Here is a 17555-nt window from a genome sequence, read left to right as displayed (position 1 = left end):
ATATGGAATTTAATTAATTTAAATATAATTTAAGTAATTAAATAATAAATTTACCAGTAAATATATTGCAGATGTATAAAACTTTATAAAAAAAAGTATAGTAGAGCAAAAACACTTCCTTAATTAAAAAAAAGTAATAAACACTTGATTTGGTAATAATTTACATATATAATAGTATATGTCCTAAGGAAAATACTTAGAGGGAGAAATAAGCATTTGGTTGATGCCAGGTGTTTATTTTTTTATTTCAGATAAGGCAGTAAGATTGTTGCTATCTGGTGTATTGTTTTTATTTATAAGCACATAATACTCTTGAGGTGAATGACATTGTTTCAGCCTAAAAGAGTTGTATTTGAAAATGCAGCGTTGGAATATAGAACAGGGAAAAAAATAATGGAATATTTTAAGCATAAAGATGTGGAATTGTTATTTTCTAAAAGCGGAAGAATAACGCAGATACCAGGGAATACAGCTTCTGAAATGTATTTTGAAGGTAAAAGTACATTGGTAGTAGGAATTAGAAAGTCTTATAAGTTTCAATCCTGTAAGCCCTCTGCACAGTATCAATTACCATTAGTAAGTGGCTGTATGGGAATGTGTGAATATTGTTATCTTAATACTAAAATGGGCAAGAAACCTTATACAAAGATTTACGTAAATATAGATGAGATATTAAATAGAGCAGATAAATATATTGAGGAGAGGCTGCCGGATGTGACAGTATTTGAAGGTGCAGCAACTTCCGATCCCATTCCTGTTGAGCCTTATACAGGGAATCTGGGAAAATGCATATTACACTTTGGAAAAAGTAAAAACGGGTATTTTAAATTTGTGACTAAGTTTACTGATATAGATAATCTTCTCAATTTAAAGCATAACGGGAAAACCACCATAAGATTCAGCATAAATACAGATAAAATAATAAGTGAATTTGAACATGGGACTCCTAAATTTAAAGATAGAATGAATGCAGCCATAAAAGTTCTAGGTGCCGGGTATAATGTTGGTTTTATAATTGCACCAGTATTTTTGTATCCTGATTGGGAAACTGAATACGGGAATATCATAGATGATATAGGAAATAATTTTCATGATTCATCAATATCTTTTGAAATAATATCCCATAGGTTCACCAGAAGAGCAAAAGAAAATATTTTAACGGTGTATCCTAAAACAATGCTGCCTATGGAAGAAGAAATGAGGAAATTTAAGTATGGCCAGTTTGGGTATGGCAAGTATGTATACAGAGATAATGAATTAAGCTGTATGAAAGAGTTTTTTAAAGAAAATATCGGAAAATACTTTGATAAATCAAGTATAAAATATATAATATGAGGATCTGATAAAAAGATAAAAAGAAAAGGATGTACCCCATAATCTGTATTGGGGCAGAATTAATGATGTTATTTCATGTACTTGTCCAGCAATTCATAACATCTTTCTTTTGTTGATTGAGCCAAGGAGTTGGTATATAATACGGATTCCATTGTTCCACCTTTCATTTTAGATGAATCTTCTTTGGCTCTGGCATCTCTCTCATCTAGCCATTGAATTTCTTCATTTTGTAAATTTTCCATTTCACTGGAAGATGACTGTTCTTTTAATATATCATAATAGATTTCATTCAAAGCAGCGTTCCACTGTTTATATCTTTCATTTGCGTGATCTATCATATCTTCCGTTGTTTTTTCAGTATTGCTGAAATCCTTAAAGCCTGATTCAATATTATCTAGTTTATTTATATATTCCTGTTTCTTGTTTTCTTTATTCAGGTTGTTATTTGGCTGGTAAGTCCCGGAATTGGTCTTTTCTTCAGTATTGGAATTCGTATTCTCTTCGTTTTTTGAAGTACCATCTGTTATGGTAGCTGGCGACTCAGTATTTTGATCTTGTGCAGAATTCTTTTCTGACTCGGTATTTTGGTTTTCGGCAGTACTTTTTGGCGACTCAATATTTTTACTTTTTGCAGAATTTTTTGCTGATTCAGTATTTTGAATTTTTGCAGAATTTTTTGTTGACTCAGTGTTTTCACTTTTTGTGGTACTACTTTGACATCCAGCTAGACCTAAAGCTAAAACTAAAATTATAATTCCTATACTTTTTCTCATTTTTATAATCATTCCTTTTGCTTTACTGGGGGTATCTGGGGTAAGTTTGAATAGAGGTTTTCTACTGTCAAATTCTGCTGATGAGCTGGAGTTACTTTCACTGACAATGGAAAGTCAATAGAAAGAAATCAGCCCAAGCTTCTAGGGCAGAAGGCTGCATTAAACTATATTTTATATAATATGCAGCTGCCATAATTAAGTTATATTATACAACTTATAGATGATAAAAGCTGTTAAATTTTAATTAATAAAGTCTAAATTTTTCAACATAAAATGTAAGATAATTAACTTATCATGCTCAAGAGCTTTTATAATTAAATAGTTTAACGTATACTAAAGAGTATTAGGAGCTCAGTTAAAACCAGAGAATGCAGAAGTAATTATATGAGTGAGAAGGAGATGTGAGTTGTGAAAAATATTGTATTTGCAGGAGGATGTTTCTGGGGGATTCAGGCGTATTTTGACGGCAAAAAGGGAGTCTTAAAAACAAAAGTTGGATATGCAAATGGAAATGTAAAAGATCCCGGTTATGAAGAAGTTTGCAGCGGAAATACGGGATTTGCAGAAGCCTGCTTCTTAGAATATGATCCTCGAATTGTAGAACTTGAAGAACTGCTTGGAATGTACTGGAAGGTAATAGATCCCACACTTGTAGATAGGCAGGGTAATGATAGGGGAAACCAATACAGGACCGGAATTTATTATGTAGATGAGGATGATGTGAATATTATAAAAAAATCCATAGAAGATCAACAAAAAAATTATACAGAAAGAATTGTAACAGAGGTTCTTCCTCTTGAAAATTTTTATGACGCCGAGGAATATCATCAAAAGTATCTTGAGAAAAATCCAGGGGGCTATTGCCATATACCAAAAGAGCTGATGAACTGAAACAGTTTTATTGGGAATAAATTTGATAGGCATTTTTATAATAATATTTATGAAATTAAAAGTCGGTCAATTATATGTCCATGAAGGTTCCGAATTGATTTCAAAGCACAGGAATAAATTAAAGAATATAAAGTATTTTCCGGGATATATTTTTATAAAAATATGATTTTAAATTGCAAAGTGTGTTATAATATAAATATAAAGAGAGAAAATAAAAACAGGATGCGTCAACATCCTGTAGTATACAATCTAGTTGCTTAGGCAACTGGTATAACTATTAATTATTTAATAAAAAATAGTAACCATCCAATTGCGAGTCGGGGCTACTATTTTTTTATTTCTTTAATAAGTAATATTATGAATGTTAACGGTGAAATGAGGAATAGTCCTCTTTTATATTTTTTAATCCTTCTATTATTTTTTGCTTTGAGAAATTACATTTGCTAAGTTTATTTTTATCCCATTTGTTGATTTTTTCGTAAAATAATAAGGCTATATTATAATTCTGCTTTGACCTATGTGATTTTATGGCTTCAATTATCATATCTTGAGCTTCATTGATTTTACCGGCACTTACATATTTTCTAACCATCATTTCCAGTAATCCATCTTCAGAAATGGATATATTAAATTTATCCAGCTTAATATTACTTTGTACAGCATCTCGTCCTGCAACGATGGCAACTGCCATTTGACCAATGGATTTTATCAGTCTTTTTATATAATCTTCTTCATACATTTATAAATTTCACCATCCTATAAAAATACATAAATTCACTGAAAATATAAAAAACGTATTTATTAATAATAAAAGCCAAAATATAATGATATAATTATTATATGAAATATTTTATTGTATTACAACTATAATATCTTACTTTTTTACAAATTATAGCTAGGTACCTGATAAAAATAACCAGGCAATTCAAATTAATGAAAAAGAGACATTTCACATGAATGAAATAAGTGGAAAGTTAAATGCTGTAACTATTTTAAGAACTACATCTTTTATATCAAAAAATATATCAATTAAGAAGATTAATGACAAATATGCAGTTCAGCTTATAGAAATATTGAATACAGATGATGCATTACTTAACAAATTAGATTCAAAAAAGCGCATAATATCAAAAGATGAATTTGCGGAACACAATAATGAATGGGCTAAAAGTACAAACTCAGAAATATTTGCTGTTGTTTTGAATGACAATGCAATTGGAATGATATCATTGAGTTATCAGAGTATAGAAGAAAAGAAAGCGCAAATAGGTTATTGGATTGGAAGTAAATATTGGGGAAAAGGATATACAAGCCAAGCTTTTTTACAAATACTGTGTTGTGCCGAAAGAAAGGGAATAAGATATTTGAATGCCAAAATACTGAAGCATAATTTGGCTTCTAAGAAAATTTGGCAAAAATATAATGCAAAGATGGAGTTAATAGAAGACAAAATTTATGCATCTCTTGATTTACTTAATTATAATATATTATAATTGAAATAAGTGCTAAATTATATTGAAAATTTTCCATATTATAATCAATATTGATGAAAAAATTATCCAAACTGTACTTGATATTAGAATGCAATTGAATATATTATATTTTTTTAAAGTAAAATTTAATGTTAGAAGGAAAATTACAAAAGGTATAACCGATTATAAATAAATCCAATTGTAATCTCTTCTTTCATTATTGAGTTATCCTTCTAAAGGTCTTTTAGGTCCAGTTAAATTCAATTGATAAAAAGTAAGGTCCAGCCATTTGCCAAATTTGAAACCTGCTTTTGTTATTGTACCAGAATACTTAAATCCTATTTTCTTATGCAGTTTTATACTGCCTTCATTTGCTGCGTCAATTCCAGCGACAAGTGTTGCATATTCTCTTTTATCAGCAATTTTTATTATCTCTTTCATTAATTCCGTTGCAATGCCTTGATTCCTATAGTTTTTATGGACATATATGGAATGTTCTATTGTATATTTATATGCTGGCCATTCTCTAAAAGGGCCAAATGTAGCAAATCCAACAACTCTGTTATCTTTTTCAAATACTAGCACTGGATATCCATCTTGCTTCTTTTTTTCATACCATTGTTTTTCATACTCAAAGGTTTGAATCTTATAAGAATATATTGCTGTTGTGTTTAATATAGCGTCGTTATAAATTTCCAAAATGTCCTTTAGATCTTTTTCACTTGCTTTCCGTATCATTTTTTTACCCCTCTTACAATAAATTTGCTTTTCTATATTTTAGCATCTTCCAATAAAAAACGTAAAATTGATTTTATTAATGGTTTGCTATAAAATAAAGTTATGACAGAGCATTCAACAAAATAAGCTAAGAGAGGTACAAACATGACACTTCAGCAATATCGTTACATAGTGGAAATTTCCAAGCATAATTCCATAAGTAAAGCAGCAGCCGCACTTTATGTAACACAGCCCACTATAAGTAAAGCGGTACAAGAAATGGAAAATGAATTAGGGATTACCATCCTGGATAGAACAAATAAAGGTGTTGTATTCACAAAACAAGGTATGGAATTATTATTTTACGCTAAAATGCTTTTAGAACAAGAAGAGTCTGTTGTTTATCATTTTAATAAACAGAAGACAATGAATCTGACAAAGTTTTCTATTTCCTCTCAACATTATGGCTTTGCCATAGAAGCTGCTTCAAATCTAATGAATTATTTGGATGGACGTAAATATCAACTGACAATTCGCGAAGGAAAGGCAACCGAAGTAATTAGTGACGTGTGTGCCAACAGAAGTATACTTGGAGTTTTATCTCTGACTGATTTAAACAAGGATTTCTTTGAGCACTGTTTTATCTCAAATTCACTAATTTTTACTCCTCTTGTTTCACTTAGACAACATGTCTTTCTTCGAAAAGAACATCCTTTAGCTCATCTCAAATCGATTACCTTAGAACAATTAATGGATTATCCATATTTAACTTACCAGCAGAATGATGTGCTGCTCCATTTTGCAGAAGAAGCTATCAATTTAGATAATATAAATAAAATACTCTATTTGGAGGATCGAGGTGCTATGAATAATATCCTATCAAATACAAATGGCTACAATATTGGGACCGGTTGTATTGTGAAAAATTATATGAACCCAAATATTATCTCTATCCCTTTAGAAGGAAGTAATTTAATACAGGTAGGTTTTGTAAAACGAGATGACATATTCTTGTCGGAAGAACTTTTGACATATATTGATTTTTTAACAAAGTCTCTGATAGAATCTGCACCAAAGAATTTATAAAAATTTAAATCTGATTTTTACAAATTTGCCTTTGTTGGTCTGATGCTGGATTGGATTAAAAAAGGGATGATAAAAGATCCACAGCAGATCGTTGAACAGCTGAGTATACTTATTGAGGGAGATATTACAAGAGCTCTGAATAAATGCCGTATTGATAAAGTACATCAGATTTCTTGATATGATAAAAGTTTTATCATGGAGTTTTTATTGATTATAGTAATTTTTTTGATAAAGGGTAAGCTTAGAAGTGTAGTAAATTCAAATAATAACGCACATGGAGGCATGATTATGTATTATTCTAGTGGAAACTATGAAGCTTTTGCACGTCCCGAAAAGCCCGAGGGAGTTGAACGCAAATCTGCCTATATTATTGGTTCTGGTCTGGCCGCTCTTGCAGCAGCGTGCTTTCTTGTTCGTGATGGACAAATGAATGGTAAAAGAATTCATATTCTTGAAAAAGACCCAATTCCCGGCGGTGCCTGTGACGGCTACCAGTATAGTAACATCGGGTATGTAATGCGTGGTGGTCGTGAAATGGATAACCACTTTGAGTGCATGTGGGATCTGTTTCGTTCCATCCCGTCCATAGAAGCCGAGGGTGTCAGTGTACTTGATGAATATTATTGGCTAAATAAACATGACCCGAATTACTCTCTGATGCGTGCAACAGTCAATTGTGGAGAAGATGCCAATACCGATGGCAAATTCGGCCTTTCTGACAAGGGAGCCATGGAGATCATGAAACTCTTCTTTACACCGGATGAAGATCTGTATGATAAGCGAATCAATGAGATTTTTGACGATGAAGTTTTTAGTTCAAATTTCTGGCTGTACTGGCGCACCATGTTCGCTTTTGAAAACTGGCACAGTGCGCTGGAGATGAAGCTCTACATCAAACGGTTCATCCATCATATCGGTGGTTTACCTGATTTCAAAGCTCTTCGTTTCACAAAGTACAATCAGTATGAATCTATGATACTGCCGATGATCAAATATCTGGAATCATACGATGTTCAGTTTCATTATGGCATCAAAGTTGTGAATGTGGAGTTTGACATTCAGAAAGATAAAAAAGTGGCAAAAAGTATTGCAATTATCCAGGATGGTAACGAGGAAAACATTGACCTTACCGAAGATGATATGATATTTATCACTAATGGAGGATGTGTTGAAAATTCATCTCTCGGCGATCAAAACCACCATGCTTCTTTTAATGCGGAGATTAAAAAAGGAGGGGGATGGGACATGTGGCGCAAGATTGCGGTGCAAGACCAATCATTTGGCCATCCGGATAAATTCTGTTATGATTCGGAACAGAGCAACTGGATGTCAGCAACCGTAACAACGCTGGATGATCGCATTCCACCTTATATCCGCAAGATTTGCAAACGTGATCCTTTCAGCGGCAGGGTGGTTACCGGTGGAATTGTAACTGTTAAGGACTCCAATTGGCTGCTTAGTTGGACATTTAACCGTCAGCCGCAGTTCCGTAGCCAGCCGAAGGATCAACTGGTGGGTTGGATTTACGGACTATTCAGTGACAAACCTGGAAATTATGTAAAAAAAGCCATGCGTGAGTGCACTGGCAAAGAAATTTGCATGGAATGGCTATACCATATGGGGGTGCCGGAAAACAAGATCGAAGATATGGCGGAACACAGTGCCAATACAGTACCTTGCATGATGCCTTACGTCACTGCCTTTTTCATGCCGCGCAGCGCAGGAGACCGTCCCGCTGTTGTACCGCAAGATAGCGTGAACTTTGCGTTCCTCGGCCAGTTCGCAGAGACAGTGCGTGACACGATTTTTACGACCGAATATTCAATCCGCACCGGGATGGAGGCTGTCTATACGTTGCTGAATATCGACCGTGGTGTGCCTGAGGTCTGGGGCAGCACCTATGATGTCCGTGATCTGCTGAAAGCCACTGTTCAATTGCGGGACGGAAAAAAGATTATGGATATGGATCAGCGATTGATTGAAAGATTGGTGCTTAAGGCAGTATTTAAAAAATTCGATGGCACCGATATCGAAAAACTGTTGAAGGAATATCATGTAATCTGATTTTATCATTGTTATGGGTAAAGTTTATCCAAAATTTTATAATAAAACTTTGTGAGCAGAAATTAATATCCGGTCAAACATGGTTTTATATATGGCATCCTGATAGAAGTAATCAGGGTGCTTTTCATTTCAAATAAAAAATACAAATATTTGGACTAACTAATTTTTTGTTTCATTGTCACGTATACTCCCGTCAATAATGGTCGGGTGTATCTCTGCTTCTTTTAAAATAAATTGTAACTATTTAAAAAGTTTTACATAGCATAAATTGAAGTGTTTAATTAGGAGGATATTATGTATTTTGACGAATATGAATGCCCTTTTTTAAATTATAATAACCGTGGATATAGAAATGATGATATGAATATTCCTGCCAGAAAAGCTGTAGCTCATATAGTGGGAGGTCCCTTGGCTCCCAACATAAGAGGTACTGTTGTATTTACTCAAGTACGTGGGGGAACTGAAGTCTCTGCAGAAGTCAATGGATTACCTCCTTATAGACCTGCCATGGATGGAAATCCTCAAATTGGACCTCATGGATTTCACATACACCAGAATGGTACGTGTGCTGTAGGTGATTCTGCAGAACCATTCAGTCCTGCTGGAGAACATTGGAACCCAACTAACCAGCCTCATGGCAATCATGCAGGAGATTTTCCTGTTCTCTTTTCCAATAATGGCTATTCCAGAATGACTTTTTTTACAAATAAATTTAATGTTGCTCAGATCATTGGAAAATCCGTGATCATACATGAGAGCCCGGATGATTATAGAACTCAACCTTCTGGAGCGTCTGGTAGAAGGTTAGCTTGTGGTGTTATTAAAGCAGTGATGTAGTTAAAGAGTGCTTAAGAAATATATTTTCTTATGTCTTCCTGTAATTTGTTCGACAGTAGAAAAAGTGTTTATGATACAGGAAGAGAACTTGGCGTGAAGATTCCTTTGTTTTCAAAAAAATATGAAAAGTATATTGCTGATATAAATATGAATAAGAAAAAGAGTATATAATATCGAAAAGAACTATATTTTTACTAAAATATAGTTCTTTAACTTATAGGATGAATCTCGGAGATGCAATTTTCAAATGTGGCAGCGGTTGTCATAAATAACAACCGCTGCCTGGCATTATGATAAATTGCTGAGATCAACGTTGCAGTTTTGAAAATAGGTTTCTAATTTCTTTTTTGAAGATTTTAATAATTCAATAACAGTTTTTAATTTTTCTTCTGAAAAACGGAAAGTTGGAATGCACACACTTAAAGCAGCAAATGTTCGTTCTTTGTTGCATAATGATATGCCCACGCAGCTCACAAATGGTGTTGATTCTTCATGCTCAACTGCATATCCTCGAATATGGGTATTTTCTAATTCCTCAAATAATCTATTCCAGTCGGTGATGGTATTTGGTGTCAAAGCCGTCAGGCCGTCTGGGTATAAACTGTACACTTCTTCTTTTGACTTTTCTGCAAGTATAGCACGTCCTATGGCAGTACAATATAATGGAAGCTGTTTGCCCACATAAGATACAAGGCGAATTGGTTCCGCCGAGTCTTCTTTTGCAATGTAGAGCAAATTATTTCGGCTTTGTATACCCAGCTGGCATGTTTCATTACTGGCAGAAACAATGTGTTTCATTTCCGTTTTTATCAGTTCCAAAGCACCCATATGATTGCTGTAGGAGGAGCCAACTGAAAAAGTTGCAATACCGATAAAATATTTTGAAGTTTCTTTTTGCATATAAATGAATTTTCTTGATGCCATAGTATGGACCAATGGCATTATACTGCTTTTAGGGGCATTTAAAGCTTTTGACAATTCTGTCAATGTCATTCCGTTACTGTTGTTGGATAGAAGTTCAAGTATATCCAGTACACGTTCTGTCGGTCTATGTTCATTAGATGTCATAATTTATTCACCCAGCTATTTTTATATTTTTTACTATTGTTTATTATATCAAAATCAAAGGGATATTTCTAGTTTATGAATTTAGGTTGTTATTACGATGAAAATAAATATTGACAGAAATATTGAAATGTGATATTTTAATTATAAAGTACGTATTTACATATTAAGTACGTAAATACGTACAATTTAAAAATAAAATAACTAATATAAATGTACTATATCAATATAAAGGAGAAGTAAAGTCATGGAGAGAAGTAAAAAAATTCTTTGTGGATTACAGAATCAGTATTATAGGGCTACGTGGAAATCAATGGGATTTTCAACAGATGACTTGAAAAGGCCTTTGATAGGAATTGCGAATGCATGGAGTGAGTGTGTTCCTGGTCATTTTAATCTGCGTCAGGTTGCACAGAGGGTAAAGGATGGCATATACCGTGCAGGTGCAACACCAGTTGAGTTCGGTGTGATTGGCGGTTGTGATGGCATGGGGCAGGGACATGATGGAATGCATTACATTCTTCCTTCCAGGGAATTAATTGCAAACTCAGTTGAGTCCATGGCACAGATCAATTTATTTGATGGTATTGTGCTTCTGGGTTCTTGTGACAAAATTGTACCAGGAATGCTTATGGCAGCAGCACGTCTGGACATACCGTGTATTTTGCTGCCGGGAGGCCCTATGGAGGGAGGAATTGTTTTTGACGGCCGAAAGTCGGATCAGACTTCAAGTACTGAAGCTTACGGAATGCTGACTGCCAATAAGATTTCTGAAAAAGAATATGTATCTTTGGAAAATCTTTCATGTCCGACATGCGGCTCCTGTTCTTATCTGGGAACTGCAAATACAATGTGTTCATTATCGGAAGCTCTGGGTATGACATTACCGGATGGAGGTATCATACCGGCTGCTTCTGCTGCACGTCTTGCCATTGCAGAAAAGACAGGAATCAAAATTGTGGAGCTGGTGCAGAAGAATATTACAGCCCGAAGGATTATCACAAAAGAGAGTGTGAGAAATGCAATCAGGGTGTGTCTTGCCATGAGCGGCAGCACCAATGCCGTAATGCATCTTACAGCTATTGCTTATGAGGCTGAATTGGATATTAATGTACTTGAAGAATTCGATGAGTTATCAAGAACAACTCCGCAGATTGCCAAAATAAATCCGGCATCTAAATATAATATGATTGATTTCTATCAGGCAGGCGGAGTCATGCGGTTAATGGAGGAAATGAAGACAATTGTGGATACTGAGCAGATGACTGTTACATGTCATACGGTTGCAGAGAATATTACAGATCATGTATACCAGTATCCAGAGAATTCCAATGTAATTAAGACCATGAAAGAACCATTTGGATACCAGGGTGGTGTTGCCGTACTTCGTGGAAATATAGCACCTGATACGGGAATCACAAAACCGGGAGCATTTGACAAGAGTCTGCATCATTTTACAGGAGAAGCCATTTGTTTCAATTCAGAAGAAGAAGCAGAAGAGGCAATTCTAGCAGGCAAGGTGCATGAGGGACACGTAGTCGTTATCCGATATGAAGGTCCTAAGGGTGGTCCTGGCATGCGTGAAATGTATAAGGCCATGAAATATCTATATGGACGTGGATTATCCAAATCAACAGCATTGATAACGGACGGGCGTTTCAGTGGGACAAATAATGGATGTTTTGTAGGGCATATATCTCCGGAAGCAGCAGAGGGTGGTCCTATTGCAATTATAAAAAATGGTGACAAAGTTGAAATCGATGTAGAAAATCGCAGCTTGAATCTGATGGTCAGTGATGAGGAAATTTCCAGACGATTGAAGGAATGGAAACGCCCGGAACCAAAATTTAAACGAGGATATCTGGGATTGTATTGCAAGATTGCAGCATCAGGTTCTGAGGGTGCAATTATGAAATATGATTTACTATAATTTTAATGAATAAGAAAGGATATTTGATTATGTATAAGATAATTACCCCTGTTATAACAGTTTTCGATGAGCATGAAAAACCGGATTATGAAGCAAATAAGAAAGTGATTGATTTTCTGGTTCAAGGAGGTGTGGACGGTATTCTTGTGCTGGGTTCAACTGGAGAATTTACAGGACTTACCAAGAAGGAAAAAAGTGACTTTTTCAAGTTTTATGCAGAATATACCAATCACCGTGTTGAATTATATGCAGGTACAGGTTGTATGAATTTTGAAGAGACAGTAGAGTTGTCAAATGATATATATTCTATGGGTTATGCTGCGCCTATGGTAATTGGCCCTTATTATTATGGGCTGGATCAGGAGAAAATTTTCATTTTTTATGATACTCTTGCCAAAGCCTTAAAAGGAGATCTTTATATTTATAATTTTCCTGCCAGAACAGGACATTCCATTGCTCCACAGACGGTTAAAAAGCTTCTGGAAGAAAATAAGAATATCGTTGGGCTAAAGGATTCTGTTCCAGATCCCAATCATACAAATTTAATTTGTCTTGAAGCAGAGGGACATGCATTTACCGCATATTCTGGATTTGATGATCAGTTCCTTTATAATATTTCATCAGGCGGAAATGGATGTATTGGAGGTCTTTCTAATATTGTTCCTGAAATATGGAGTGATTTGGTTAAGGCTTCCAATAATAAGGATTTTGAGCGATCATTGCAAATGTCCTATTTAATTCACAAGCTCATGCCGCTTTATGACATGGATTCGAATTTTTCGCTTTTATTTAAAAAATTAATGGTGCATAGGGGAGTGGATATTTCAACGAAAGCAATTTTCCCCTTTGATCAGATTCAGGATACAGTATACAAGAAAGCAGAAACTCTTTTGGACAGTGTACTTGGAGAATATCGTAAATTATAATATTTATTTTAGTGTATCTACTTGTTCTGTAGGGATTACAGCTGATGGAATATGGTTCATTGGCGGGATTCCTATGGTTCAAGGAATGTTGTCTGTAGAATGTAAAGGATCTCGTGGTTGAAAAATGACAAAGGCACCTGCGGCTGCAGGTATCATTATGATTATTGAAATCGTATTATAATTGCTGAATCTTTAAAGAAAACCTTTAAAAAACAGTGCTTTAAGTATAAATTATGAGAAAGGATGTAAACTGATGATGAATTATGTTAATGAGAAAAAAATTTCAAATGGACGTTGGAAGCATATTATTCCTCCATGTATTCTTGTATATATAGTTGCATTTATGGATCGTACAAATATAAGTTTTGCAATTGCCGGAGGAATGGACAAATCTTTGGGCATGACTTCAACTATAGCTGGATTGGCATCGGGAATATTTTTCGTTGGATATATGATACTTCAAATTCCAGGTGGAAATTATGCCGAGAAAAAAAGTGCAAAAAAATTTATCAGTATCTCTCTTATTGCATGGGCCATACTTTCGGTAGCAAGTGGATTTGTAACTTCAACCTGGCAGCTTTTGATTTTAAGGTTCCTGCTTGGAGTTGGAGAAGGAGGAGTATGGCCTGCAGTTCTTGTTATTATTTCACACTGGTTTCCCAATGAAGAACGTGGAAGAGCAAATGGATTGTTCATGATGAATTTTGCTATAGCATCTATTATAACAGGTCCTATTTCGGGCTGGATCATATCGTTTTCCAGTTGGAGATGGGTATTCATAATTGAAGGATGTCTGGCACTTTTACTTATATTGGTGTGGTATCCATTGATAAGTGATCGTCCTGAGAATGCAGAATGGATATCTGAGGAAGAAAAAAATTGGATTTTAGACAGCCTGAAACAAGAGCAATTGAAAATAGACAATAATATTAAACAATCTGACGGTAAAAGCAGCATTTATGTGAATCCAGAATTATGGAAACTTACTCTCAGCTATTTTTGCTATCAAGTTGGAATATATGGATTTTTCCTGTGGCTTCCAACTTTGATAAAACAACTTACAAATTCAGGTATAGGCATAATAGGTATTCTATCTGTGTTTCCATACATTGGAACATTGCTGGGCATATGGATATTCTCGGTTTTATCTGATAAAACCATGAAGCGTAAGATGTTTACGGCACTGCCTATGCTCGGATTGGCATTATCATTATTTTTATCTGTTCAGTTTAAAAGCAGTATATGGATTTCCTATGCATTTTTAATATTATGTGGATTTTTCCTGCAGGGTTATAACAGCAGCTTTTGGTCTATGCCTCCTCTTATTTTTACTGCAGATGAAGCCGGAGGTGCACGTGGATTTATAAATGCACTGGGAAATCTGGGAGGATTTATAGGACCATATTTTGTAGGCTGGTTGACCGTTGTTATAAATTCCAATGTGAGCATATATTTCTTGACAATTGCTATAATAATAGGATGCTTGATTAATTGGTCAATAAAACTTGATGAGAAAGTAATTTAAACATACTGTAGTACATAAAAATAGCAGCAGACATTTGATGGTGAGAGCTGCTATTTTTTATTATAAATTATTGAGACTACAACACTGCAGTTTTGAAATCATTAATTATTTTTTAAACTATTATTGACTATCTAAAGTACTTAAATTATAATTCATATAAACATATATTTATATGTTTATATGAATTATATACAGGAGGAAAATAAACTATGAATTATGATAAAGAAAATATTGAAGTTTGTGATGTAAATATTATACATGATAATGTAGTTAACATGGTCAAAAAAAATATTACAGATGATATTTCAATATCTGATATGGCAGAGTTTTTCAAGGTGTTAAATGACCCTACGAGACTGAAGATAATCAATGCACTGATGCTGTCAGAAATGTGTGTATGCGATATCTGTGCTGTACTGAATATGAGTCAGCCTGCAGTATCACATCACCTTAAGGTATTAAAACAATCAAAACTGGTTAAATACAGAAGAAATGGGAAAATTGTGTACTATTCCCTGGATGATAAACACATAAAGCCTATATTTAATCAATGTTTAGCTCACGTCAATGAAAAATTGACAAAAAATTTTTAGAAGATAGGAGATAAACTTTATGGATATTTTAAAAGGGGATATGAAAAACGAAAATAATGATGGCGGCAGTGAGGAAGAGAATCGAAGAAAAGTGATAATAAAACTTGTAATCGGAAGTATTTTATTTGCAGGAGGGATTATCTTCAAGTTTCAGAATTGGCTTGAGCTGACTATATTTTTAATAAGCTATGTTATAGTTGGTGGAAATGTTGTTTTACAAGCATTAGGGGAAATATCTAAAGGTCAGGTATTTACTGAACATTTTCTTATGAGTGTTGCTACAATTGGTGCTTTCTGCGTTGGACAGTATCCTGAGGGTGTGGCTGTCATGCTGTTCTATATGTTAGGTGAATTGCTGGAGGATATGGCTGTGGATCATTCTCAAAGATCAATCAGTTCACTGATGAATATAAAACCCGATTACGCAAACCTTAAAACTGGCGATGAATTGACAAGGGTGCCGCCTGAAGAGGTGAATTTAGGAGACATAATTGTTGTAAAACCGGGAGAAAAAATTCCTCTCGACGGCAAGGTTCTGGAAGGAACTTCAATGGTCAATACCTCTGCATTAACAGGGGAATCAGTCCCACGTGAGTTGAAACCTGGTAAAGATGCTTTAAGTGGATTTATAAATGGTAATGGTGCCCTGACAGTTAAAGTGTCAAAAAAATATGAGGAATCTACTGTGTCTAAAATTTTGGATTTAGTTCAAAATGCAGGCAGCAAAAAAGCTTCAACTGAAAAATTTATAACAAAATTTGCACGTTATTATACTCCAGTTGTTGTGTTTGGTGCCTTAGCGCTGGCGATAATACCACCTTTGCTTATTGCAGGTGCAGCTTTCTCTGACTATATTTACAGAGCACTGATATTTTTAGTAGTATCCTGCCCCTGTGCACTGATAATTTCAATACCGCTGGGATTTATAAGCGGCATGGGAGGAGCTTCAAAAAAAGGGATATTAGTGAAAGGCGGTAACTATCTCGAAGCATTAAATAGCGTTGAAGCAGTTGTTTTTGACAAAACAGGTACATTGACTAAAGGTGTGTTCAAAGTTACAAAAATAAGTCCGCAAAATAATTATTCAAATGAAAAATTAATAGAAAGTGCAGCATATGCAGAAAGCTATTCAAATCATCCTATTGCACTCTCAATTATGAATGCTTACAATGGAGAAATTGACAAAAGCCAAATTGAAGATTATAGAGAGATTGCTGGATATGGTATCGAGGTTAATGTCGGAGGAGGAAAAATTCTTGTTGGCAATAACAGGTTGATGGCCAGTGAAAGAATTGAATACAGTGATGTTGATACCGTTGATACTGTAGTTCATGTTGCAATAAACGGGAAATATGCAGGCAATATAGTGATTTCCGATGAGGTGAAAGAAGATTCGTCAAATGCAATTGAAACCCTTAGGTCTCTTGGAATCAAGAGAATAATAATGCTTACCGGGGATTTGAAAACTGTTGGCAGTAAAATTGGAAGGCAATTGGGTTTAGATGAAGTCTATTCAGAGCTGCTCCCGGCCGGCAAGGTGGAGAAAATTGAATCCATGGAAATGAAAAAGTCCCCTAAAAGAAAAATTGTATTTGTCGGTGATGGAATAAATGATGCGCCGGTACTTGCAAGAGCAGATATTGGTGTGGCAATGGGAGGTTTAGGCTCGGATGCAGCCATTGAGGCCGCGGATATTGTAATTATGACTGATGAACCGTCCAAGATAGCAGATGCAATGAAAATTGCAAGGAGAACCCAGGGTATAGCATATCAAAATATAATATTTGCACTTGGTGTTAAAGCAATATTTCTTGTATTGGGAGCGTTGGGTATGGCATCAATGTGGGAAGCCGTATTTGGAGATATGGGGGTTGCACTGATTGCAATCTTTAACTCGATAAGGGCACTGGATACAAAGAACTTGTAAAGGGGTTAAAATATTATTTATTTCAATCAACAATATGATCATAATATATTAAAGTATTCTCAATATTTTAAACTGTTGCTTTTTTCTGTTATAGTGATAAAATAGAGGTGTACTAGTGAAAGTTTTTTCCCAAAAGACTAGTGTTTAAACAATTACCTTATTTAACCCACAAGAGCTCCTGTCAGTTAGGAGCTCTTTCCCTTTTATCGTCAAAAGTTCGGCAAAACAATATTCTGTCTGATGGATATAGTAATGCATATTAGGAATTCTGTTTTTTATATGTAAGTTTCTCTTTAGATCCAAAAAATGTTATATAAAATGATATAATTTATTTATAAACTAATTTATAGAAAGGGATTGCAAATGTTCAATTTGGTTTTTGTGAAAGCGGGTAGAGAGGTTTTGAACACCGAA

General features: G+C 34.6%; 16 protein-coding genes and 1 pseudogene. 12 read left to right on the top strand and 5 right to left on the bottom strand.

Features of this window, described 5'->3' with window-relative positions:
* Positions 1–327 precede the first annotated feature (327 nt).
* A complete protein-coding gene (gene splB / locus CLLU_RS12535) occupies positions 328–1335 on the top strand; it encodes a spore photoproduct lyase (RefSeq protein ID WP_106010126.1) in 1008 nt (335 codons plus the stop codon).
* 68 nt (positions 1336–1403) lie between these two features.
* On the opposite strand, the gene CLLU_RS12530 is transcribed toward splB, so the two are convergent.
* The gene (locus CLLU_RS12530) at positions 1404–2108 is read right to left on the bottom strand and encodes a lysozyme inhibitor LprI family protein (RefSeq protein WP_158255922.1); all 705 of its coding nucleotides are present in this window, start codon (positions 2106–2108) and stop codon (positions 1404–1406) included.
* A gap of 408 nt (positions 2109–2516) precedes the next feature.
* On the opposite strand from CLLU_RS12530, the gene msrA reads away from it, so the two are divergent.
* Complete coding sequence (msrA, locus tag CLLU_RS12525) at positions 2517–2999, top strand: peptide-methionine (S)-S-oxide reductase MsrA (RefSeq protein WP_106010124.1); 483 nt, start codon at positions 2517–2519, stop codon at positions 2997–2999.
* Between the two features lie 364 nt (positions 3000–3363).
* Here msrA and CLLU_RS12515 read toward each other — a convergent pair whose 3' ends face one another.
* Positions 3364–3738, bottom strand: coding sequence for a DUF6483 family protein (locus CLLU_RS12515; RefSeq protein ID WP_106010123.1), 375 nt, complete (start codon positions 3736–3738; stop codon positions 3364–3366).
* Between the two features lie 214 nt (positions 3739–3952).
* On the opposite strand from CLLU_RS12515, the gene CLLU_RS12510 reads away from it, so the two are divergent.
* Positions 3953–4492 carry a GNAT family N-acetyltransferase gene (locus tag CLLU_RS12510; RefSeq protein WP_242977605.1) on the top strand — a complete coding sequence of 180 codons (540 nt, stop codon included), beginning with the start codon at positions 3953–3955 and terminating at the stop codon, positions 4490–4492.
* A gap of 12 nt (positions 4493–4504) precedes the next feature.
* Here CLLU_RS12510 and CLLU_RS19545 read toward each other — a convergent pair whose 3' ends face one another.
* Positions 4505–4648 (bottom strand): hypothetical protein, encoded by a 144-nt coding sequence (locus tag CLLU_RS19545; protein WP_420536084.1) that lies wholly within the window; start codon positions 4646–4648, stop codon positions 4505–4507.
* A 48-nt stretch (positions 4649–4696) separates the two neighbouring features.
* Positions 4697–5209: a GNAT family N-acetyltransferase gene (locus CLLU_RS12505; protein WP_106010122.1), complete on the bottom strand. Its 513-nt coding sequence runs from the start codon at positions 5207–5209 to the stop codon at positions 4697–4699.
* Positions 5210–5353: 144 nt separating this feature from the next.
* On the opposite strand from CLLU_RS12505, the gene CLLU_RS12500 reads away from it, so the two are divergent.
* The 4 genes and pseudogenes from CLLU_RS12500 to CLLU_RS12485 all read left to right on the top strand — a co-directional run bounded on the left by CLLU_RS12500 (position 5354) and on the right by CLLU_RS12485 (position 9175).
* Positions 5354–6274: a LysR family transcriptional regulator gene (locus CLLU_RS12500; RefSeq protein WP_106010121.1), complete on the top strand. Its 921-nt coding sequence runs from the start codon at positions 5354–5356 to the stop codon at positions 6272–6274.
* A 15-nt stretch (positions 6275–6289) separates the two neighbouring features.
* Positions 6290–6451 (top strand): annotated as a pseudogene (locus CLLU_RS19335) (TetR-like C-terminal domain-containing protein); the annotation flags it as partial.
* Positions 6452–6562: 111 nt separating this feature from the next.
* On the top strand, positions 6563–8338 hold the full coding sequence (locus tag CLLU_RS12490) for an oleate hydratase (RefSeq protein ID WP_106010120.1): 1776 nt from the start codon (positions 6563–6565) through the stop codon (positions 8336–8338).
* Positions 8339–8632: 294 nt separating this feature from the next.
* A complete protein-coding gene (locus tag CLLU_RS12485; RefSeq protein ID WP_106010119.1) occupies positions 8633–9175 on the top strand; it encodes a superoxide dismutase family protein in 543 nt (180 codons plus the stop codon).
* Positions 9176–9463: 288 nt separating this feature from the next.
* Here CLLU_RS12485 and CLLU_RS12480 read toward each other — a convergent pair whose 3' ends face one another.
* Complete coding sequence (locus CLLU_RS12480) at positions 9464–10243, bottom strand: IclR family transcriptional regulator (RefSeq protein WP_106010118.1); 780 nt, start codon at positions 10241–10243, stop codon at positions 9464–9466.
* Between the two features lie 244 nt (positions 10244–10487).
* On the opposite strand from CLLU_RS12480, the gene ilvD reads away from it, so the two are divergent.
* The 5 genes from ilvD (at position 10488) to CLLU_RS12455 (ending at position 17141) form a co-directional block, all read left to right on the top strand.
* A complete protein-coding gene (gene ilvD / locus CLLU_RS12475) occupies positions 10488–12170 on the top strand; it encodes a dihydroxy-acid dehydratase (RefSeq protein ID WP_106010117.1) in 1683 nt (560 codons plus the stop codon).
* 29 nt (positions 12171–12199) lie between these two features.
* A complete protein-coding gene (locus CLLU_RS12470) occupies positions 12200–13096 on the top strand; it encodes a dihydrodipicolinate synthase family protein (RefSeq protein WP_106010116.1) in 897 nt (298 codons plus the stop codon).
* A 253-nt stretch (positions 13097–13349) separates the two neighbouring features.
* On the top strand, positions 13350–14621 hold the full coding sequence (locus CLLU_RS12465; RefSeq protein ID WP_242977604.1) for an MFS transporter: 1272 nt from the start codon (positions 13350–13352) through the stop codon (positions 14619–14621).
* Between the two features lie 209 nt (positions 14622–14830).
* A complete protein-coding gene (locus CLLU_RS12460; RefSeq protein WP_106010115.1) occupies positions 14831–15214 on the top strand; it encodes an ArsR/SmtB family transcription factor in 384 nt (127 codons plus the stop codon).
* Positions 15215–15233: 19 nt separating this feature from the next.
* The gene (locus CLLU_RS12455; RefSeq protein WP_106010114.1) at positions 15234–17141 is read left to right on the top strand and encodes a heavy metal translocating P-type ATPase; all 1908 of its coding nucleotides are present in this window, start codon (positions 15234–15236) and stop codon (positions 17139–17141) included.
* The last annotated feature ends 414 nt before the right edge of the window (positions 17142–17555 follow it).

Source organism: Clostridium luticellarii (assembly GCF_002995845.1).
In the GTDB taxonomy this organism is placed as follows: Bacteria; Bacillota; Clostridia; order Clostridiales; family Clostridiaceae; genus Clostridium_B; species Clostridium_B luticellarii.
Note: the sequence above shows the minus strand (reverse complement) of the source record. Positions and strands in the feature narration are given on the sequence as shown.